10 protein-coding genes are annotated in these 17,800 nt (G+C 70.4%); 4 read left to right on the forward strand and 6 right to left on the reverse strand.

Features of this window, described 5'->3' with window-relative positions:
- Positions 1-38 precede the first annotated feature (38 nt).
- Positions 39-2,792, forward strand: a complete 2,754-nt coding sequence (locus tag ACQP1V_RS22915; protein WP_433411549.1) for a BTAD domain-containing putative transcriptional regulator — start codon at positions 39-41, stop codon at positions 2,790-2,792.
- Entirely contained in the window at positions 2,710-3,261 is a 552-nt protein-coding gene (locus tag ACQP1V_RS22920) for a hypothetical protein (RefSeq protein ID WP_433411551.1), read from the forward strand. Before ACQP1V_RS22915 ends, ACQP1V_RS22920 begins: the two co-directional genes overlap by 83 nt.
- Positions 3,262-3,322: 61 nt before the next feature.
- Here the strand turns inward: ACQP1V_RS22920 and ACQP1V_RS22925 are convergent, their stop codons facing one another.
- From ACQP1V_RS22925 to ACQP1V_RS22950, 6 genes are all read right to left on the reverse strand, one after another.
- Positions 3,323-4,324, reverse strand: coding sequence for an adenosine deaminase (locus tag ACQP1V_RS22925; protein WP_067139395.1), 1,002 nt, complete (start codon positions 4,322-4,324; stop codon positions 3,323-3,325).
- 13 nt (positions 4,325-4,337) lie between these two features.
- Positions 4,338-6,092 carry an adenine deaminase gene (locus ACQP1V_RS22930; RefSeq protein ID WP_433411553.1) on the reverse strand — a complete coding sequence of 585 codons (1,755 nt, stop codon included), beginning with the start codon at positions 6,090-6,092 and terminating at the stop codon, positions 4,338-4,340.
- 199 nt (positions 6,093-6,291) lie between these two features.
- On the reverse strand, positions 6,292-7,677 hold the full coding sequence (locus ACQP1V_RS22935; protein WP_433411555.1) for a purine-cytosine permease family protein: 1,386 nt from the start codon (positions 7,675-7,677) through the stop codon (positions 6,292-6,294).
- Between the two features lie 195 nt (positions 7,678-7,872).
- A complete protein-coding gene (locus tag ACQP1V_RS22940) occupies positions 7,873-11,550 on the reverse strand; it encodes an RICIN domain-containing protein (protein WP_433411557.1) in 3,678 nt (1,225 codons plus the stop codon).
- 6 nt (positions 11,551-11,556) lie between these two features.
- Positions 11,557-11,802: a hypothetical protein gene (locus tag ACQP1V_RS22945; RefSeq protein WP_433411559.1), complete on the reverse strand. Its 246-nt coding sequence runs from the start codon at positions 11,800-11,802 to the stop codon at positions 11,557-11,559.
- Between the two features lie 464 nt (positions 11,803-12,266).
- Positions 12,267-12,692, reverse strand: coding sequence for a hypothetical protein (locus tag ACQP1V_RS22950; RefSeq protein WP_433411561.1), 426 nt, complete (start codon positions 12,690-12,692; stop codon positions 12,267-12,269).
- Between the two features lie 1,853 nt (positions 12,693-14,545).
- Between ACQP1V_RS22950 and ACQP1V_RS22955 the strand changes: the two genes are divergently transcribed.
- Both ACQP1V_RS22955 and ACQP1V_RS22960 read left to right on the forward strand, forming a co-directional pair.
- Positions 14,546-16,489 carry a DUF222 domain-containing protein gene (locus tag ACQP1V_RS22955; protein ID WP_433411563.1) on the forward strand — a complete coding sequence of 648 codons (1,944 nt, stop codon included), beginning with the start codon at positions 14,546-14,548 and terminating at the stop codon, positions 16,487-16,489.
- 624 nt (positions 16,490-17,113) lie between these two features.
- Positions 17,114-17,551 carry a hypothetical protein gene (locus ACQP1V_RS22960; RefSeq protein ID WP_433411565.1) on the forward strand — a complete coding sequence of 146 codons (438 nt, stop codon included), beginning with the start codon at positions 17,114-17,116 and terminating at the stop codon, positions 17,549-17,551.
- Positions 17,552-17,800 lie beyond the last annotated feature (249 nt).

Genomic DNA, 17,800 nt, shown 5'->3' on the forward strand with positions numbered 1-17,800 from the left:
GCGGCCTGGCTCGTTCGGGGGAAATGATGCGGGCGGGTGTGGACGACGCGGACGCGCCGGGTCGCCGGGCAGGCGGAGCCTCCTCGCAGCCGGGGAACCGGCTCGACTTCCGCGTCCTCGGAACTCTGGAGGTCGTGGACGGCGCGGGAGCCCGCCTCGACATCGGGTCACGGAAGCAGCGGGCCCTGCTGGCGCTTCTCCTGCTGAACGCACCGCATGTGGTGCCGCTCGACCAGCTCATCGACCGGCTGTGGGCCGACGAACCGCCGTCGAGCGCCACGGGAACGCTCCAGGCGTACATCTCGCACCTGCGCCGGACGTTGGAGCCCCGTCGTAGCCCGCGCTCCCCCGCCCGCGTCCTGCGTACCCGGGAGCCCGGCTACCTGCTGGACATCACCCCCTCCCAGCTCGACGCCGAGCGCTTCGCCCGCGCCGCGGACGCGGCCTACGCCGCTCTGGCGGACGGCAAACCGGAGAACGTGGAGCGGATCCTGCGCCCGGCGCTGGTGGAGTGGCGGGGAGACCCGCTCACCGACTTCACCGACGAGGCCTTCGCACAGTCCACGATCGCCCGGCTGGTCGCCGTCCGGTTGTCGGCGCTCACGGTCCGGGCGGAGGCGTGGCTCGCGCTCGGACGTCCGGCCGCCGCCGCGGTCGAGGTCGAGCGGCTGCTCGAGAGGGAGCCGTACCGCGAGGGCCTGTGGGCGCTGCTCATCCGCGCCCTGTACCAGGACCGCAGGCAGGCCGAGGCGCTCGCCGCCTACCAGCGGTGCCGCGCGCTGCTCGGCGACGAACTGGGCATCGATCCGAGCCCTGAGCTGCGCGGGCTGGAGCAGGCCGTCCTGAACCAGGATGAGCTCCTGGTCCGGTCCTGGTCCCCCGCCGCGCCACCTGTGGCCGAGCTGAGAAGACCGCCCGGCCCGACACTCCCCCGGCTGGTCGGGCGGGAGCCCCACCTGCGCCGCATCGGAGAACGGCTCGACGACCTCAGGCAGACGGCCGGCGGCGTGCTCCTCGTCACCGGCGAGTCGGGCATCGGCAAGACCCGCCTGGCCGAGGCAGCCGCCGAGATGGCCGCGGAACGCGGCGTCACGGTGGCGTGGAGCCGGTGCGTCGAAGGTAGCGGCGCCCCGGCGTTCTGGCCGTGGATCCAGGCGCTCCAGGCGCTGCCCGGCGATCTCCCCCGGCTCGCCCACCGGCTCAGCGACGGCGACCAGCCCGGCGCCCCCGACCCCGACACCGCGCGATTCCTCCTGTACGACACCGTGACGCGGAACCTGTTCCAGCAGGCCGCCGAGTCGCCGGTGCTGATCCTGATGGAGGACGCGCACTGGGCCGACGCCGCCTCGCTCAAGCTGCTCACCTTCCTGGGCGCGGACCTGCACCGCGTACCGCTCCTCGTGCTCGTGACCACCCGGTCCGAGCCCGCCGCGGACCGCCAGGCGCTGTCCGAGACGCTGGCCGAGCTCACCCGGCAGCGCGGCACCGAGCGGATGGGCGTCGCCCCTCTGACCTCTGAGCAGATCGTCGACTACCTGGCCGAGGCGGGAGGTCCGGCCACGGAGCCCGAGCTCGCCCGCGCCCTGCACGACCGGACCGGTGGCAACCCGTTCTTCCTCGGAGAGATGCTGCGCCTGCTGTCCAGCGTCCGCACGAAGGACCGGGTGGACGCCTCGGACGTGCTCGCCCTCGCCGTGCCCGACGGCGTACGGGACGTCATCAACCAGCGGGTGTCCCGCCTGCCCGAGGACTCTCAGACGTTGCTGCGGACGGCGGCCGTGATCGGCAGGGACGTGGACGCCGACGTGCTGGAGACCGCGACCGGCATCGGCGGCGCGCGGCTGATGACCCTGCTCGAGCCCGCCGTCGCCACGGGCCTGCTGGTCGAGGTGGACGGCGGCTGGGACTACCGCTTCTCCCACGCTCTGGTGCAGGAGGCACTGTATTCGGGCCTGAGCCGCCGCCAGCGCGCCCAGCTCCACGGCCGGGTCGGCGAGGCCGTCGAGAGCCTGTCCCACGGTGACGCCGCCTCGCGCCTGTCCGCCCTCGCCCGCCACTTCGGGCTCGCCGCCCGGGTGGGCTACACGGGCAAGGCGATCGCGTACGCCGCCGAGGCGGCGCGCCGGGCCGCGGCGACGCTCGCCTACGACGAGGCGGTCATGCATTGGGAACGGGCTCTTGAGGCGGCCACCGGCGAGCCGGCGGTGCGCCGCTGCCGGCTGCTGATCGAGCTAGGCCGGGCCCGGCGGGCGACCGGCGATGTCGAAGGGGCGCGCGCCACGCTCGACGAGGCCGTGACACTCGGCACCCAGATCGGCGACGACGAGGCCGTCATCGAGGCCGCGGCGGTCTTCGGCGGCGTGACGCTGTGGAACTGGCGCCACTACGGCATGGTCGACCAGGGCATGGTGCGCCCTCAACAACTTCGTCATCGCGGCGTGGCGGCCGGAGCACGAGGAGGAGCGCTGCCGGGCCGCCGAGGAGATTCTCACCCTGCCCGCGCTGCCGCGCGCCACCGAGATCATCGCCCGCCTGCACCGGATGCCGACCCTGCTCCGCGCCGGACGGCTCGCCGAGTACGACGCGGAGCTGGCCCGCTGCCTGCGGATGATCGACGAGGTCCGGATGCCGGAGATCGAGACCCAGGTCACGTTCGCCACGACCGGGCGCGCCATCCTCGGCGGCGACTGGACGGAGGCGACCCGTCTGGTGGGCCTCGCCACGGGCGCCTTCCGCCGCACCAGCCTGTGGGGACCCGACCCCCTCAAGCTGATCGGCACGTTCTTCTGTGAATGGGGCCAGGGACGCGGGCCGGCGCTCCTGCCCGCGCTGGTCGAGGGCGGCGCGAACGAGTCCAACCTGCTGGTACGGCCCACGGCCGTGCTCGCCGCGGTGGAGTCGGGCGACGAGGGGCTCGCGCACCGGCTGATGGACCGCTGGGGCACGGCCGTCCAGCGCGACTGGACCTGGCAGTTCGTCATGTGGCAGTGGGGGCTCATCGCCGCCAGGCTCGGCCGTCCCGACCCCGGCGACCTGCTCGACGAGCTGCGGCCGATCGCCGCCGAGCTGGTGACGCTCGGCACCGGATGCGTCTCCTGGGGTGCTCTGCACGACGTGGTGGCGATGCTGCTCCACCGGACCGGAGACGTCGCGGGGGCGCTCGCCCACGCCGAAGCCGGCCGTGAGACGCACCGCCGCCTCGGCCTGCGCCACCTGGAGGAGCGCAGCCTCGCCCTGTTCCGGCGGCTCTCCTCCGGTTGACGCGGCGACGCCCGCCCCGCCCGGCATGCGCCGGGCCGGACGGGCGTGCCGGTTCGCCGATTCAGGACGCGGCGTAGGCGTCCAGCTCGGCCAGGTAGGCGTCCTTCACCTGGCGGGGCAGCCAGGTGATCTCGAAGGCGTTGCGCTGGAGCCGGACCAGCTCCTCACGGGACAGGTCGAGCGCCTCCTGCACCGCGGCCACGTTCTCCTGCACATAGCCGGTGAAGTACGCCGGGTCGTCGGAGTTGATCGTGACGCGCAGGCCCAGGTCGAGCATCCGGCGGATGGCGTCCGTCTTCATCGAGTCGGTGACGTACCCGTTGGAGATGGGGCACACGGTCAGGCCGAGCCCGCGCTCCTTGATGGCCTCGACCAGCTTCGGGTCCTCCAGGGAGTTGACGCCGTGGTCGATCCGGTTGACGCCGATCTCCTCGACGCACTGGCGGATGTGCTCGGTGGAGTTCTCCTGGTCCACGTCGCAGTGCATGGTCAGCAGGTAGCCCTCCTGCCGGGCCCGGGCGAACACCGCCGCGAACTTGGCCGGCGGGTTGCCCTTCTCGTCGGAGTCCAGGCCGACGCCCACGATCCACTCCCGGTACGGCAGCGACTCCAGCAGCGTCGCCATGGCGTACTCGGCCTGGAAGTCGCGCAGGAAGCACATGATGAGCTGGGCGCGGACGCCGAGCTGGTTCTCGGCGTCGATCAGCGCCCGGCGCAGGCCGCGGACCACCACGTCGAACGGCACGCCACGCGAGGTGTGCGCCTGCGGGTCGAAGAAGATCTCCGCGTACCGCACGTTCTGCGCGGCGGCCCTGCTCAGGTACGCCATGGCCAGGTCGTAGAAGTCCGGCTCGGTGCGCAGGACGTTCATGCCCTCGTAGTACACCGACAGGAACGACGGCAGGTCGTCGAAGTCGTAGGCGGCCCGCATGTCCTCGACCGACTCGTACGGCAGGGCCAGGCCGTTCCGCTTCGCCAGCTCGAACTTCAGCTCGGGTTCGAGCGTGCCCTCGATGTGCAGGTGCAGCTCGCACTTGGGCAGTCCGGCGATGAAGTCCTTCATGGACTCGGGCATGTCAGGCCTCCGAGATGATCGGGTCGATGACGTCCAGGGCCACGCAGTCGACCAGGCCGAGGTCGGTGATCGCGTAGTCCGGGATCGCGGTGATCGAGAGGAAGAACAGGTACATCAGCGGAGCGGGCAGCGCGCAGCCCAGCTCCCGCGCCAGGTCGTCGAGCCGGGTCTCGGCGGCGGCCATCTCGGCCGCGGGCAGGTCGGAGACGATGCCGCCGACCGGCAGCGGCAGCAGCGCCGCGACCTCGCCGTCCACCACGACCGCCTGGCCGCCGCCCGCCGCGACGACCGCGTTGATCGCGACCGCCATGTCGGCGCGCGAGGCGCCCACGCAGATGATGTTGTTGTCGTCAGGGGCGGCGCTGGTGGCGATCGCACCCTTGCGCAGGCCCATGCCGCTCACCATGGCCACCGGCATGTTTCCGGTCTTGCCGTACCGCTCGACCACGGTGACCAGCAGCGCATCCTCGGCCACCGAGGGCTCGACCAGCCCGCCGGTGACGGGCAGCGTCACATCGCGGCGCTTGCGCACGAACACCTGCTCCGGCGTCATGTTCATGGTCAGCACGGTCACCTGCGAGGCGCCCTCGGGCGCGCGCAGCACCAGGTCATCGGCGGTGACCTCGCGGACGGGCAGCGGCCGCACCGCGCCGCGCTCCGGCGGCGCCGTCGGGGTGATCATGGTGCCGCCGCGCGCCACCAGGGCGCCGCCGGCCACGACCTCGCGGACGCGGAAGTCCTCCAGCGAGTCCACGATCAGCACGTCCGCGAAGCGGCCGGGGGCGATGCTGCCGACCAGGTGGTCGATCCGGTACATCTCGGCGCAGTTGATCGTGGCCATCTGGATCGCGGTCACCGGGTCGACGCCCGCCTTGACGGCCATCCGGACCAGCTTGTCCATGTGCCCGCCGGCCAGCACGTCGGCCGCGTGGACGTCGTCGGTGCAGAACGCCACGCGCCGCGCGCCGACCTTGGCCACGACCTGGATGTTCTCGTCCAGGAAGTGCGCCACCGACGACTCGCGGACGATCCCGTACATGCCGAGGCGGAGCTTCTCCAGCATCTCCTCGTGCGAGTACGACTCGTGGTCGAGGCGCACCCCGGCCGCGGCCAGGCCGCCGATCCGGCGGGCGTCGGACAGCGGCGCGCAGCCGAAGACGGGCAGCCGGTGCCGCTCGGCCAGGTCGAGGGCGTCCATGACCGCGGGGTCGCCGTGCTCCACCATCTCCTGGACGGTCTCCCACACGCCCACGCACTCCGGCCAGGTGTGCGCCTCCGCGTGCTGCTCCGGCCCGAAGGTGTGGCCGACCGTCGACTCCGGCACCGTGTACGGCGCCTTGGCGGGGGCGCCCCACCAGATGCGCATGCCGGTGTTCTTGGACTCGTCCAGGAAGCTCCGCACACCGGGCAGGCCGTCGACCACGAGGATCTGGTCCAGGCCGGACACCACGCTGGTCGTGCCGAGCGGGACGACCAGGTCGGCGAAGCTGGTGACCGAGAGCTTGCTGCACTCGATGTGCAGGTGGCCGTCGATCAGGCCGGGCACGAGGTAGCCGCCGCGCGCGTCGATGATCTCGGTGTCGGGGCCTCGCAGCGCCTCGGGCAGGTCCCCCACCGCCGCGATCCGCGTGCCGCTGATCGCGACGTCGGCGGGGTAGGTCTCGCCGGTCAGCACGTTGACCAGCGTGCCGCCGGTGATGATGCGGTCGGCGGGGCGTCGCCCGTAGGCGACGTCGAGCAGGAGGCGGTCGGCCATCGGATGTCGTGCCTTTCGTTGTCGTGGTCGCGCCGGGAGCGGGCCGGGGCGCGGTCAGCGCGGGCTCCGGCCGCTCCCCGCGACCGGTTCAGGCGGGGGGCTGACGGGTCTCTCCGGAACTGTCCGGTCTTCTCCGGATGCCTCCGGGGCTTCTCCGGGGCTTCTCCGGGGCTTCTTCGGGTTTCTCCGGGGTGCGAGGTCAGGCGGCGTCGGGCGCGGTCTGCAGGGCGGGCCGCCGCTTCAGCACCAGCTCCAGCGCCAGATAGGTGACGCCCGCCACGATCGCCCCGGCGAAGATGCTGAAGTCCGCGCCGCCCATCGCCTGCGAGATCCAGCCGACGAACGCGACGGAGTTGATGCACAGCCCCGCCGCGATCATGCCGATGATCTGCGCGGCCATGCCGGACCACCGGATGCCGCCATGCCCCCAGTAGGGGCTCGCCGGGCTCTCGTCGAACAGCGCCGGGCCGTCGTAGGAGCCCCTGCGGCGCAGCCAGTCGGAGAGGTAGACCCCGGCCCACGGCGCCAGCCAGATGATCAGCAGGCCGAGGAAGGTGTTCAGCATGGTGTTGAACGAGTCGGACATCACGGCGACATAGGTGACGGCGACGCAGATCACCAGGTCGGCCACGACCGCGACCCAGCGCTTGACGTTGATCCCGGCCGCCTGCAGGTTCAGGCCCGAGGAGTACAGGTCGGTGGTGTTCACCGCGAACAGCGTCACCATGGCGAGCAGCAGGTAGGGCACGGTGAACCAGCCGGGCAGCGCGCCGGGCAGGCCCGAGATCGGGTCCCCCGCGTCCTTGACCACGGTGGCCACCGCCGCGCCCAGCGTCATCAGCAGCACGTACGGCACGAAGCCGCCGAGTGCGGCGTAGCCGAAGACCGCCTTGCGGCTCGCGCTCTGCGGGAGGTAGCGGGAGTAGTCGCTGCCCAGCGGGGCCCAGGAGAGCCCGCCGCAGGACATGACCAGCGCGACGGCGCCGGTGAACGTGGCGAAGTCGGCGCCGCCGCTCGCGGTGATCTCCACCTTCGGCCCGATCAGCACGGCCATGATCGCGAACATGGCGACGAACACCCAGGTGAAGTACTTCTGAGCCTTCATGACGGCGGCGTGCCCCACGAGCGGGAGCACGAGCTGGATCAGCGCGGCCACCAGGATCACGGCCACCTTGAGCCCGATCCCCTGATCGTGGACGCCCGCCTTGTCCAGCAGCGCGAGCGCGGCGAAGGTGATCAGCACCATGCCGCCCGCCTCGAATCCGACCATGTTCAGCCAGCCGAAGAAGCCCAGCGCGCGGGCGCCCTTGGGGCCGTACGCCGCGCGGGAGACGGCCATCGTGGACGTGCCTACGGCCGGGCCCTGGAGGCTGGTCAGTCCGACCAGCGGGAAGGACAGCAGGTTACCGATGACGATCGCCGCCACCGCCTGCGGGAAGCTGAGGCCGAGGGACACGACGACCGTGCCGTAGACCAGGGTGAAGATGCCGAGCGTCGTCCCCGACCACAGGAAGAGCAGGTCGCGGGGCCTGCCGTACCTCTCCTGCTGCGATACCAGCTCAATGCCGCGTTGCTCGACGGCCACCGGCCCCCCTCTTTACCTTTAAAAGCGACATATTGGGCGTTTCCAGGAAACCAGCGAACGTCGACCCTGGCCATTGGCGAACGCCACGAGCCATGGCTTTCCTTCCTGTAGCCGTCTCCAAGCCCGGCGAGCCGGGCGTGCCCCACGCCGGCCGGGCCCGGCCGGTCAGGCTCTCCGGCCGGACCCGCCCGCTTGTCACTGGGTGACCGGCAGCCAGCGCCACGTGTTCACCGCGGAACCCGCGGTGATGGTCAACTGGTTGTTCTCGCCGTTCTCGGTGAGGAACATGTGTTCCTCGGCCAGTCGCGAGCGGAACGAGTAGTTGCTCACCGATATCCCGTCCGGCCCGTCGCTCTCGCACCACAGGTAGCCGTCGCTGTTGGGGCGGAACGAGTTCAGCGTGACCCCGTTGCCGCTCAACGGATCCAGGCTGGCCGCCGTCGAGTTGAGGTACTTCCCGCCGTAGACCAGGTAGTTGCAGTCCTCGCCGCCGGTCTGCCCGGCGGGGATTCGGGAGAACCGCTCGTTGGGCGCGTCATGATCGGCGAAAAGGATCACCGGAGTGTTCTCCGCGGTGCCGGCGTGATCCACATCGACGACGAAGCGCACCGGTGTGGGCGCGACCAGGCCGAGCTCGACGACATCCCCCATCTCCTCGGGGCTCTCGAAGAACCAGCGCTGCGCGGCCAAGCCGTCGACGTCGCGGCCACTCAGCGCCGCGCCACCGTTGACGGCCGTCAGCACCTGGTCGGTGACGAAATTCTGCAGGGTCCAGGTGCCGTCGCCCTGGTAGACCGGCTGCCAGAGCTGGTCGGCCGCCTCGCGCCCCCACTGCACCACCGGCGCGTTACGGGCGCCGCTCTGCTGGCCCATGTAGTCGCCGCTGATCCGGCTCACCAGGCGGTAGTAGCCGGGAAACTCGGGCTCGGGATGCAGGCTCCACGACTGCACCTGGGCCGCGTCGAACGGCGCGTCGGCGATGACATTGGTGCTGCCCTGCAAGGCGCTGGCGACGTTGGTGGTGCCGGCGTTGCGCAGCACGGCCACATCCGGCGGGCTGGGCTGCTGCTCCAGCGGCGGAGGTTCGGCACCGGCCTGCAGCCCGCCGATCTCGTACATGACGGGCAGGTGATCTGACAGCGTCAGATCACGCACCACCGTCGAGGAGCGGACGAACGGCACGTTGTTGGCGTTCGGCATGACCGCGTAGTCATAGCTGCTCTGCGGATTCAGCGTCGGATGGGTCGCCGACGGTGGGCCGTACACGGCGAACTGCCCGGGAGCGAGATTGTCCAGGGCGGTCCGCAGGGAATCCGGCTGGCGGTTGAAATCGCCCATGACGACCCAGTCCAGCGCCGCCCCGTTCGGACCGGCGGCCAGCATCTGGATCCGGATCTGGTTCACCAGGCCCGCCATGTCGTTCCCGTTGCCGGAGAAACCGTGCACGGTGAAGTAGACGACACCGTCGATGTTCACCCCGAGCGCGGGCCGGCCTCCCATGGGCGAATCGACGACGAAGACGTCCGCGGCCGCGATCCGGGTACGGGTCGCGACGGCCATGTTGACCCGGTTGGGCGGGTTCGCCGAGGTGTCAGTGTGCAGCCAGTACAGATATCCCTGCGGCCGGCTGGCCGTCCCGCCGTAGCGGTACTCCCGAACAGGAGGCTGCGTGCCGTCCGCGCGGGTGAAGACGTTCTGCGGGATGTCGGTCATATGCGTGGCGCCTCCGGGCGGGGCGCCGGCCTCCTGCAGCAGGATGACCTCGGCGCCGCTCTGCACCGCCAGCGGGAGCACCCCGTATCCGTATTTGGACTCGTACTCACCGCCGATGTCGGCCCATCCGCCCTGGGTGCCCGCGCCCTGCATGTTCCAGGTCGCCACCTTGCGGCTGCCGTCCAGGCGGGGGTCGACCTGGCCGGCGTCGCGCAGGAACAGCGACGGCCGGCGCCCGTCGACACGGGCCACCACCCCCTGCCCGATGTAGTCCAGGGTCTCCCGGCCGCCCCAGTCCGGAATCGCCTGCCCGCCCTGACTCAGCGGCCGGAACCGGCGCGGATCGGCGTTGTCCGAACCGAACTGGAAGATGGTGTCGGCCTGCACGCCGGGGCTGCCGAGCGAGTACGGCGTGAAGGTCTCGAACGGCCCGCCCGGTGTGGCCTGCTTGATCAAGGTGTTGTGGTAGAAGACGTTCTGCGGTCCCGAGGAACCCGACCACTTGGCCGCCTTGGGGCCGGCCGCCCACCAGATCGGATACCAGGTTCCGTCGTCGAGCTCGCCGCCCTCCCCGCCACAGTTGGCCGTACAGCTGCCCGACCGGTGGTCGTACGGGACCCGCACCGTGTTCTGCTCGAACAGGTTGTAGCGCTCCCACCCGCCGTGCAGGTTGAGGTCGGAGTCGAGGTCGTTGTGGAAGGCCACGTTGCCGCTCGCCGACCACTGGAAGGTGAAGTGCCGCAGGTTCCGGCTGGTGTTGTAGGCGTACAACGAGTCCCACACCCGGCTGCCCCTCAGGTAGCCGTTGCCGCCCTTGCCCTTGTTCCACGCCCCGTCGAAGCTGTTGTGCTCGATCTGCAGATTGCGCGCCACCTCGGTGACGATGGGGTGCGAGCCGGTCATCGTGGCGTTGAGCCCACGCGCCCAGCTGTTGACCGCCCATTTGAACAGGATGCCGTGCATGGCGTACTCCGGCGCCAGGTTGCCGTAGTTGTGCACGGCGTCGGCCGGCGACGGCGAGTACGTGCCGCCGCTCAGCTTCGGCAGCCCCGACATGTCCTGGGTGAACGCGAAATTCTCGAACCCCACGCCCTCGACCACCTGCAGCGGGGTCACCTTGCTGGGATACGGAGCGCCGCCGAACAGCGGCGGCGATCCGTCTGAGGCGGAGTCGACGGGCAGGTCGTACTCCAGCGGCCGGTCCAGCGTGATCGTCTTGCCCGCCGCGTCCATCCGGGTGACCCGGAACACCTGCTGACGCATGTGCAGGTTCTCCATCAGGCTCTGGTCCGTGACGCCCTGCTGCAGGTAGAAGTTGAGGCTGTTGGCCGCGCCGACCCAGACGTATCCGCCGAGGCTGAACTTGTTCATGTCGGCGTTGGCGACCAACTGCACGACGCTCTGCCCCTGCCGGGCGGCGTATCCCGGATCACCGGCGCGGTTGGCCAGCTTGATGCCGGAAGCCCAGTGCTGGTTGACGCTTCCCTCGAAGAGATCCTTGCGGTTGGCCGGAGCGGCCTGCCATTCGTCCTGGTATCTGGTCGCCACGGCGCGGGTCTGCACCCGGAACATCGCCCGCCCCGGCCAGATCCAGCCGCCCTTGCCGACGTCGTTGCCGCTGCCGAACTCCATCCCGTCCTGGTCCCAGCGGCTGCCGTCGGCGGTCAGCGTGTCGTATCGGGTGTCGAGGTCCGGCCGGAACACCAGCCGCGTGCCGCCGACGCCTGAGCCCTGCCCACGCAGGATCAGAAAGCTGGCGTCGACGTAAATCTGGCGGGACAGGTCGATTCGTCCGGCCGGCAACGAGATCAGCGCCAGCCGGTGATAGTTGGCTCGCGGCGAGCACTGGCTCTTGATGCGGTCGATGGCGTTTTGCAGGCCAGCGGTGTCGTCCACCCCGTCGTCCGCGACCACACCGAAGCCGGACGCCAGCTGATCTGGGGTGATCCGGCAGGACGCGTCGCCACTGACGTCGCCGTCACCCGGAAGCCGCTGGCCGCCGAGATATCCGACCCTCGACCAGTCGGACAACCCGACGGGCGCGGCGACGCGATTGGCGAAACTGAGATCAGGATCGCCCGCCGACCAGGCGGGCATCACCGATGCGAACAGGACGAGTAGACCGGCTACAACGATGGCCGGCCCTTGACGGCGTCTCACACACCCTCACCTCCGTGTCACCGCGTCGGGCGGCCCCGCGAGGAACTCCTCCGCGCCTCCGACCGGCACGATCTCCTTGACACCACCTGGCTTGCCGTGCTGTTCGTCCGGGATCGTCGTTCGCCCCGGATCGCCGTGCTGTTTGTCCTGAATTGCTGTTCGTCCGGGATTGCCGTTCTGTTCGTCGTACCGGACAGAAGCCACGTACCGGCCAGCCGCGCCGGAAACGGCCGTGGTGGCCCGTGCCGACACCGCCGCTGCCCACTGCCATGCCTGACGGTTTCGACGTCATTTTCCGCATCGCCCGGCATTTCGTAATAGCGACTGTTTTGTATGGTCGACGATCACGTTTGTATGGCCCGCGATCACGGGAAGCCCGCCTCGCACGGGCGCCGGTGCCGCCAGGCTCGGGTCCAGGCCGGGGATGCCTGCACAGGACTGCGACCTTGATCCGTCAGTCTTCGCTCAGGCCGGCACAGGACCCCTCTTCGCTCAGGCCGGCACGGGACGGCGAACCACACCGGACAGCGACGTCGGCCCGGCCCTGGTCACCGGGCCTGAAATGGAAGGGCTGCCGACAGCGGACAGTGGCACCGCTCCGGCCATCTTCAATGGCACCGACCCCGGGGTTCACCGACGCCGGGGGTTCACCGACGCCGGGCAGTAGGATCAACCGAGTCGTCGATCCGACCTCGTTACCGATCCTGGCGCGGGGATCAGATCTGGGGCGCGGGCCCCTGTCCCGGACACGGCGCGCCGACGCCGATCAGCACCTCCTGGACGGCGCCGCCGTCCACCCGGACCCGGATCGGCAGGCATCCCATGTCGCGGACGAGGTAGCCCCCAGGGAAGACGATCCACTCCTTGTCCCCCTGGCACCGGTCCGCCACCACGCGCGCACCCGGCGAGCCGGGCTTACCCCATACCAGCCAAGCCCGGCCGGTCAGGCTCTCCGGCACGGACAACTCGACATGGCGTCCGCGCCGTACGAGCAGGCCCTGCTTGGCGTACGATCCCGGGCTTCCGTCCGGCATCTTCGCCTCGGCCGCCTGCAGGGCCGCCTTCCTGACATCGCTCGTCGGCAGAGCCACCGCATCGCCGACCACCTGGAAGTCGGCGGGAGGAGCGGCTGCCCCGTCCATCCCCTCGTCGCACCGTACAGACGCGGAGGCAGCCGCAGGAGACGCTGGGGAGACGGCGGGAGAACCCGGGGAGGGGGCCTGTCGTCGCGCGGGCGGATCGGCGGTGCCGCATGCGGCGGTCAATCCCATCAGAACGACGCCGACGGCGAGGAGACTGCGCATGCGTCCATCTTGCTCGCCTCGCCTCGGATCCGCTCGAACTCCGCATTCTTCCCGTTCTTTCCTGTTCTTTCCCGTTCTTGTCCCAATCGGACGACGCCTCGATGGGATGCGTCTCACACGGATTCGTATCGGCCGGATTCTCGGTTGAACGTGAGCGCTTTGCGCGCGTCCCGCGGGAACGCGGCCGGGTTGCCCGTCGCCTCTCACGCCTTTCACACCGGTGCGGAACGCCCGCCGACGCCGGGCAGCAGTATCGGCCAAGTCGTCTTCGCCCCGGCCGACGCGGGACGTCTACCGATGCCGGACAGCAGCGTCGATCGGATCCTCAGCAATCCGCCCTGGGGCGAGCAGGTCGCCGGCCGTGGCCTGCTTGTCGTGGCCTGCTCTCCACATCCACCTCACTCTGATGGGCGAAGCTGCGTCGCGTGCTCGCACCCGGCGCGACGGGAGTAGTCCTGCTTCCCGACTTCGACGACCTGCCGATCGGGCTCCGCCGCCGGCTCATCCCCGCGCACATTCAGCGCGTCCAGGTCTCGGGTGCGGAGTCGTGCATCGGCCCCGGCCGTGCCCCGGAGTGGACGGAAAGCCTCGCCGAGGAACGAACGCACGCCTCTGTGAGGAGCGAGGGGCGCCCGACACCAAGTCGCGTTCCGGGCGCCCCTCGGCGTGACGTCCCGTCCGATTGCCAGGGACCTGAAGTGCGGCGGCCCCAGGAGAGGCCGACCAGACGGCGCGCGTCCTGCAACCAGACGTTGTCCATCATCCAGCCTCGTCAGTGATCTGCCGTTGTCAGTCGTGGGATGCCGTCAGTGATGGGATGCCCTCAGGGCTTGGGCGCGCGCACACGACGCACCTCGGGGCATACCGCCCCAAACTAGCATTGCCCAAAATCCGACATTTCTCGAAATATAATATCGATATTCGCCTCGAAATTCTTTGCGAATTCGACTTGATTAGCGCCGCCACTTTTGGCATTATTCATACAGGCGTTCTAATCGTGATCGGGGGTGGGCATGACTCAGCTCTTCGAGCCCGCCGGGTTCTTTCCAGAGGAGTTGTCAGACTGCGACGAGTCCCGTCCCAGTGATGCTGACTGGTGGGGGCGCGCCGCAACCCTCGGGTCAGCCCAAACGGGCGAAACGCCCCGTAGTGCCGCCATGTTTACGATTGACGACTTTCTCCCTGACGCAGCGAAAGGAGGCAATTCGACGGCGAATAGCGCGACCTTGGAAAAAGCCGTGTCGCCGTTCCTCGGTTGCCTGGGTCCGGACGCGGCTGTGGCGAAAACGGCACCGCTTTCCGACCGGCCGGGCCGCAGCCCCCTATTCCCGGGTGTTCCCGTCGTTCCCCCGCAGTCGCCCGCTGAGACCACGCCATCGAGCGGCTCCCCTCTAAATGGCAAGCCAGGCATGTCACGCTCCGGCTCTGCGTCCAGCTCTGCGCGTTCCGGCTCTGAGGGGACATCTACCGCTGCGACAGCCACCGCCGCCGATGGAGAAGAGGCTGTGGTTTCGTCGCCGTCGACGGCGGACCCGACCGAGGGGCGGTCGGCGGCGGAGGCTCACCCCCCGGCCGCGTCGGATGACGAGGGCGGACACCCTTGTGCGGCTTCCGGGTCCGACGCCGACGCGGACCCGTCCTCTGCCGGGTCCGCGTCTGCGGCTGGGTCTGGTGAGGGTCGGGGTTGTGGGGTGTCGTGGCCGTTGGTGGCGCAGGTCCGGCAGGTCGCGTCGGCGTTGGCGGTGGGGGTGGTGCCGGACGCTCCGGGGGTGTGTCTGGCGGAGGCGGAGGATCTGCTGTTCGCGCGGGACCGGTTGATTTCGGCGATCGCGGCGCGGGTGGAGCGGGTGCATGCCGCGGGTGAGGCCAGGCGGGCTGGGCATGCCTCGACGCGGTCGTGGTTGCGGGGGGCGGCGGGGATGAGTGTGGCCGGGGCGGGCCGGGTGCTGGCGTTGGCGACCGAGCTTGCCCGCCTGCCGACCGTGCGGGCGCGGTTTGCGCAGGGGAGCCTGGCTGAGGGTGCGGTGACGGCGATCTGTTCGGCGACCGCGCGGCTGACGGATGAGCAGGCGGCGTTGGCGGAGCCGATTCTGGTCGGGCTGGCGGACCAGGCGACTCCTGCGGAGATCGCACGTGCGGGGCGGTATCTGCGTGCGGTGCTGGACCCGGACGGGGAAGCCGACGACGGCGAGGCGGATTATCGGGGCCGGTTCCTGTTGGTACGGGAGAGCGCTTCGGGCGGGGTGGAGGGGGAGTTTCGGCTGCCTCGGGAGGCGGGGGCGCGGTTGCGGGCGTTGTTGGAGGCGTATGCGAAGCCGAGGGTGGCGGGGGATGAGCGGCCGCTGCGGGTGCGGAACGCGGATGTGTTGATCGCGTTGTTGGAGCAGCAGATCGGTACCGAGTTGCTGGTGTTGATCAACGCCGAGTCCCTTCCCGACGACCCTCCCGCCTCTTCACGGGGCGAGACGTCCGATTCCTCATCAGCGGGAACGCCCGCGCCTTCGCGGCCGAAGGCGTCCGACCCCGCGCGCTCCAAGACATCCGGCCCTTCGCGCAGTGAGGTGTCCGACTCCACACCGGCCGGAACGTCCTCCTTCTCGGGCGGTGAGGCGTCTGCTGCTTCGTCAGCCCACGCGTCCGGCCCGCCGGAAGGCAGCGCTCACGATGGCGTGCGGCACAAGCCGGAACCGCAGCAGACCCGGCAGCCCGAGGACGACGGCGGGCGAGGCGATCAGGCCGCTCGCGGTGGTGTGCGGCGTGATCGCCTGGCCCGGGACAATGAGCGGCTCGGCCACAGCGATCAAGATGACACGAGCGGCGAGCAGGGCGCCCGCAGCAACGGGCAACCCGACCAGAACGCTGGGCACGACACCGGGCATCGCCGGGAAACTCACGACGGCGGGCGGCGAGACGAAGAAACTCGGCACGACGCGGAGGAGCGTGGCCAGGGAACACCTGGCCAGGGCACTCACGACGGCGGCCAGCATGGTCGGAGCGCTGGGCGCGACGCGGAGCGCGGTCAGAGAGCGGGCGGCCGGGGCACCCGGGCCGATAGGCCGAGCAATCGGCCTGCCCGCGATAGCGAACAGCGCAAACAAGGCCAGGCACGGGAGCGGGGACAGGCACGGGGCCAGGCGCGGGGGCCGGGACAGGGACAAGGCCAGGCACAGAGCCAGGGACAGGGGCGGGGTGCGGACTGGGCGACGCCCGGCGGGCTCATCTCAGGACGCACACTGCCCGGGCTGCTGCTCGCCACCGGACAACTCCTGCCCGTCACCGACATCCACCGCCTCGCCCAGACCTCCGGACTCACCCGCCTGGTCATGGACGCCGACGGATGCGTCCTCGACGTCGGACGCACCGCCCGCCGCGCCACCCGACGACAACGCCGGACCATCCTCACCCGCTACACCCGATGCATGGTCGACCACTGCCCCATGCCCGCCCACCTGTGCCAGATCGACCACATCACCAACTGGTCCGACGGCGGCACCACCGACCTGGACAACCTCGGACCCACCTGCCAGTTCCACAACCGCGACCGCTACCGCAACCCCGCCCACTACCAACTCCACCAGGTCGGCAAAAACCGCTGGGGATTCACCTACATCAGCCCCCGAAACCAGCGAACCTGAACCCCACGCAGCCACCGTCCACCGACGGGGCCCAGGCACCTGAACGAGGCTTTCAGCACGCCCCCGGCACTCCCCCGGCGGCCAGACCTGCCCAGCGCGGCGATACTCAGGCAGCCCCGGCCGCGAGCAAACGGCCCCGGCGGCCGTCCGGGCGGGTTGTGAGGGGTCCGGTGTGGACCGCGAATACGTCACCGATCAGGGCGAGTTGTACCTTGGGGCTCGAACTTGGGCTCGAGCGGCCAGGTCCAGCCGAAAAGATCGACGGACCGTGCCGACGCATGCTTACCCAACGGGCACGGCGGTGGTTACGGCCACGCCCCGTTCGAGGTGAAGGCCGGCGAGCGGGTGCGGACCTGGACCGTCGCGGCCGCGTCGAGCGACGGCGGCATCGTGCTCCACGGCTCGGCGCGCCATAGGGCCGCGCCATAAGGACATGGTGAACAAGGAAGGCGTCCCAACGTTGCGACAGGGTGATCCCCGAGGGGCGCAGGCGCTCGACCTCGCCCCTGCCCAGAACGGTTCGGTCGAGCTGCCCCTTCTCCGGCCGGCCATCACTCCGATCGCGGACCACGACATGCGCCACGTCAAGGCTGTCCCGCACGGCGTTTTGCGGGTGAGCGCGCTATGACCTGGTGGTCGGTAGTCCGCTTCCTGCACGTGCTGACGGCCGCGTTGTGGGTGGGCGGCCAGCTCACCGTCTCCCTCGTCGTCCTGCCACTGGCCCGGCGCCTGCTGGACGCGGAACAGCGCGCAACCGTGCTGAACGCGGTGGGGCGCCGGTTCGGCGTGTTCACGGCCGCGATGTTCCTGCCGGTCCAGATCGGCACCGGCGTGGCCATGGCCTGGCGCAAGGGCGTCACCTGGGCCTCGCTCATGGAACCCGGCTACGGCCAGATCCTGGCAGCCAAGCTGGCGCTCTTCTGCGCCGTGATGGCGGCCGCGGGCGCGCACGGTGTGGCCTCGGCCAAGGGGCGGCCCCGCCTGGCGCGTGTCCTGGCGGTGGCCTCCCTGGTCGGCTCGGTCGGGATCATCGTGCTCGCCGCCGCGCTCCCCTCGACCTGACTCCCCACGTCGATCTGCCCCCCACGCCCGCCACGTATGCCGCTGACCAGGAAGTCCGGCGCCCTCACAGGGCGCTCCGCAGCGAGTGAGGGCGCTACGCCGCCCAGCGCGAGGCCGGGGTCGGTCGGTAGCGATCCCCACCTCGACTGCCGGACGTAAGCGGCCGAGATGCAGGGTAGGCGACCGGCAAGCCGACCTCGGGGTGTCGCTGGAGCTGATCGCGCGCTCTGGTGGGTTTCGCGGTGTTCC

The sequence above is a fragment of the Microtetraspora malaysiensis genome, assembly GCF_050947145.1.
Lineage (GTDB): Bacteria > Actinomycetota > Actinomycetes > Streptosporangiales > Streptosporangiaceae > Microtetraspora_A > Microtetraspora_A malaysiensis.

Excerpts from the sequence above, each read along its gene's own strand:
- ACQP1V_RS22925 (WP_067139395.1), bottom strand. The coding sequence starts at position 4,324 with ATGAAGGACTTCATCGCCGGACTGCCCAAGTGCGAGCTGCACCTGCAC.
- ACQP1V_RS22930 (WP_433411553.1), bottom strand. The coding sequence starts at position 6,092 with ATGGCCGACCGCCTCCTGCTCGACGTCGCCTACGGGCGACGCCCCGCC.
- ACQP1V_RS22950 (WP_433411561.1), bottom strand. The coding sequence starts at position 12,692 with ATGGACGGGGCAGCCGCTCCTCCCGCCGACTTCCAGGTGGTCGGCGAT.
- ACQP1V_RS22960 (WP_433411565.1), top strand. The coding sequence starts at position 17,114 with ATGACCTGGTGGTCGGTAGTCCGCTTCCTGCACGTGCTGACGGCCGCG.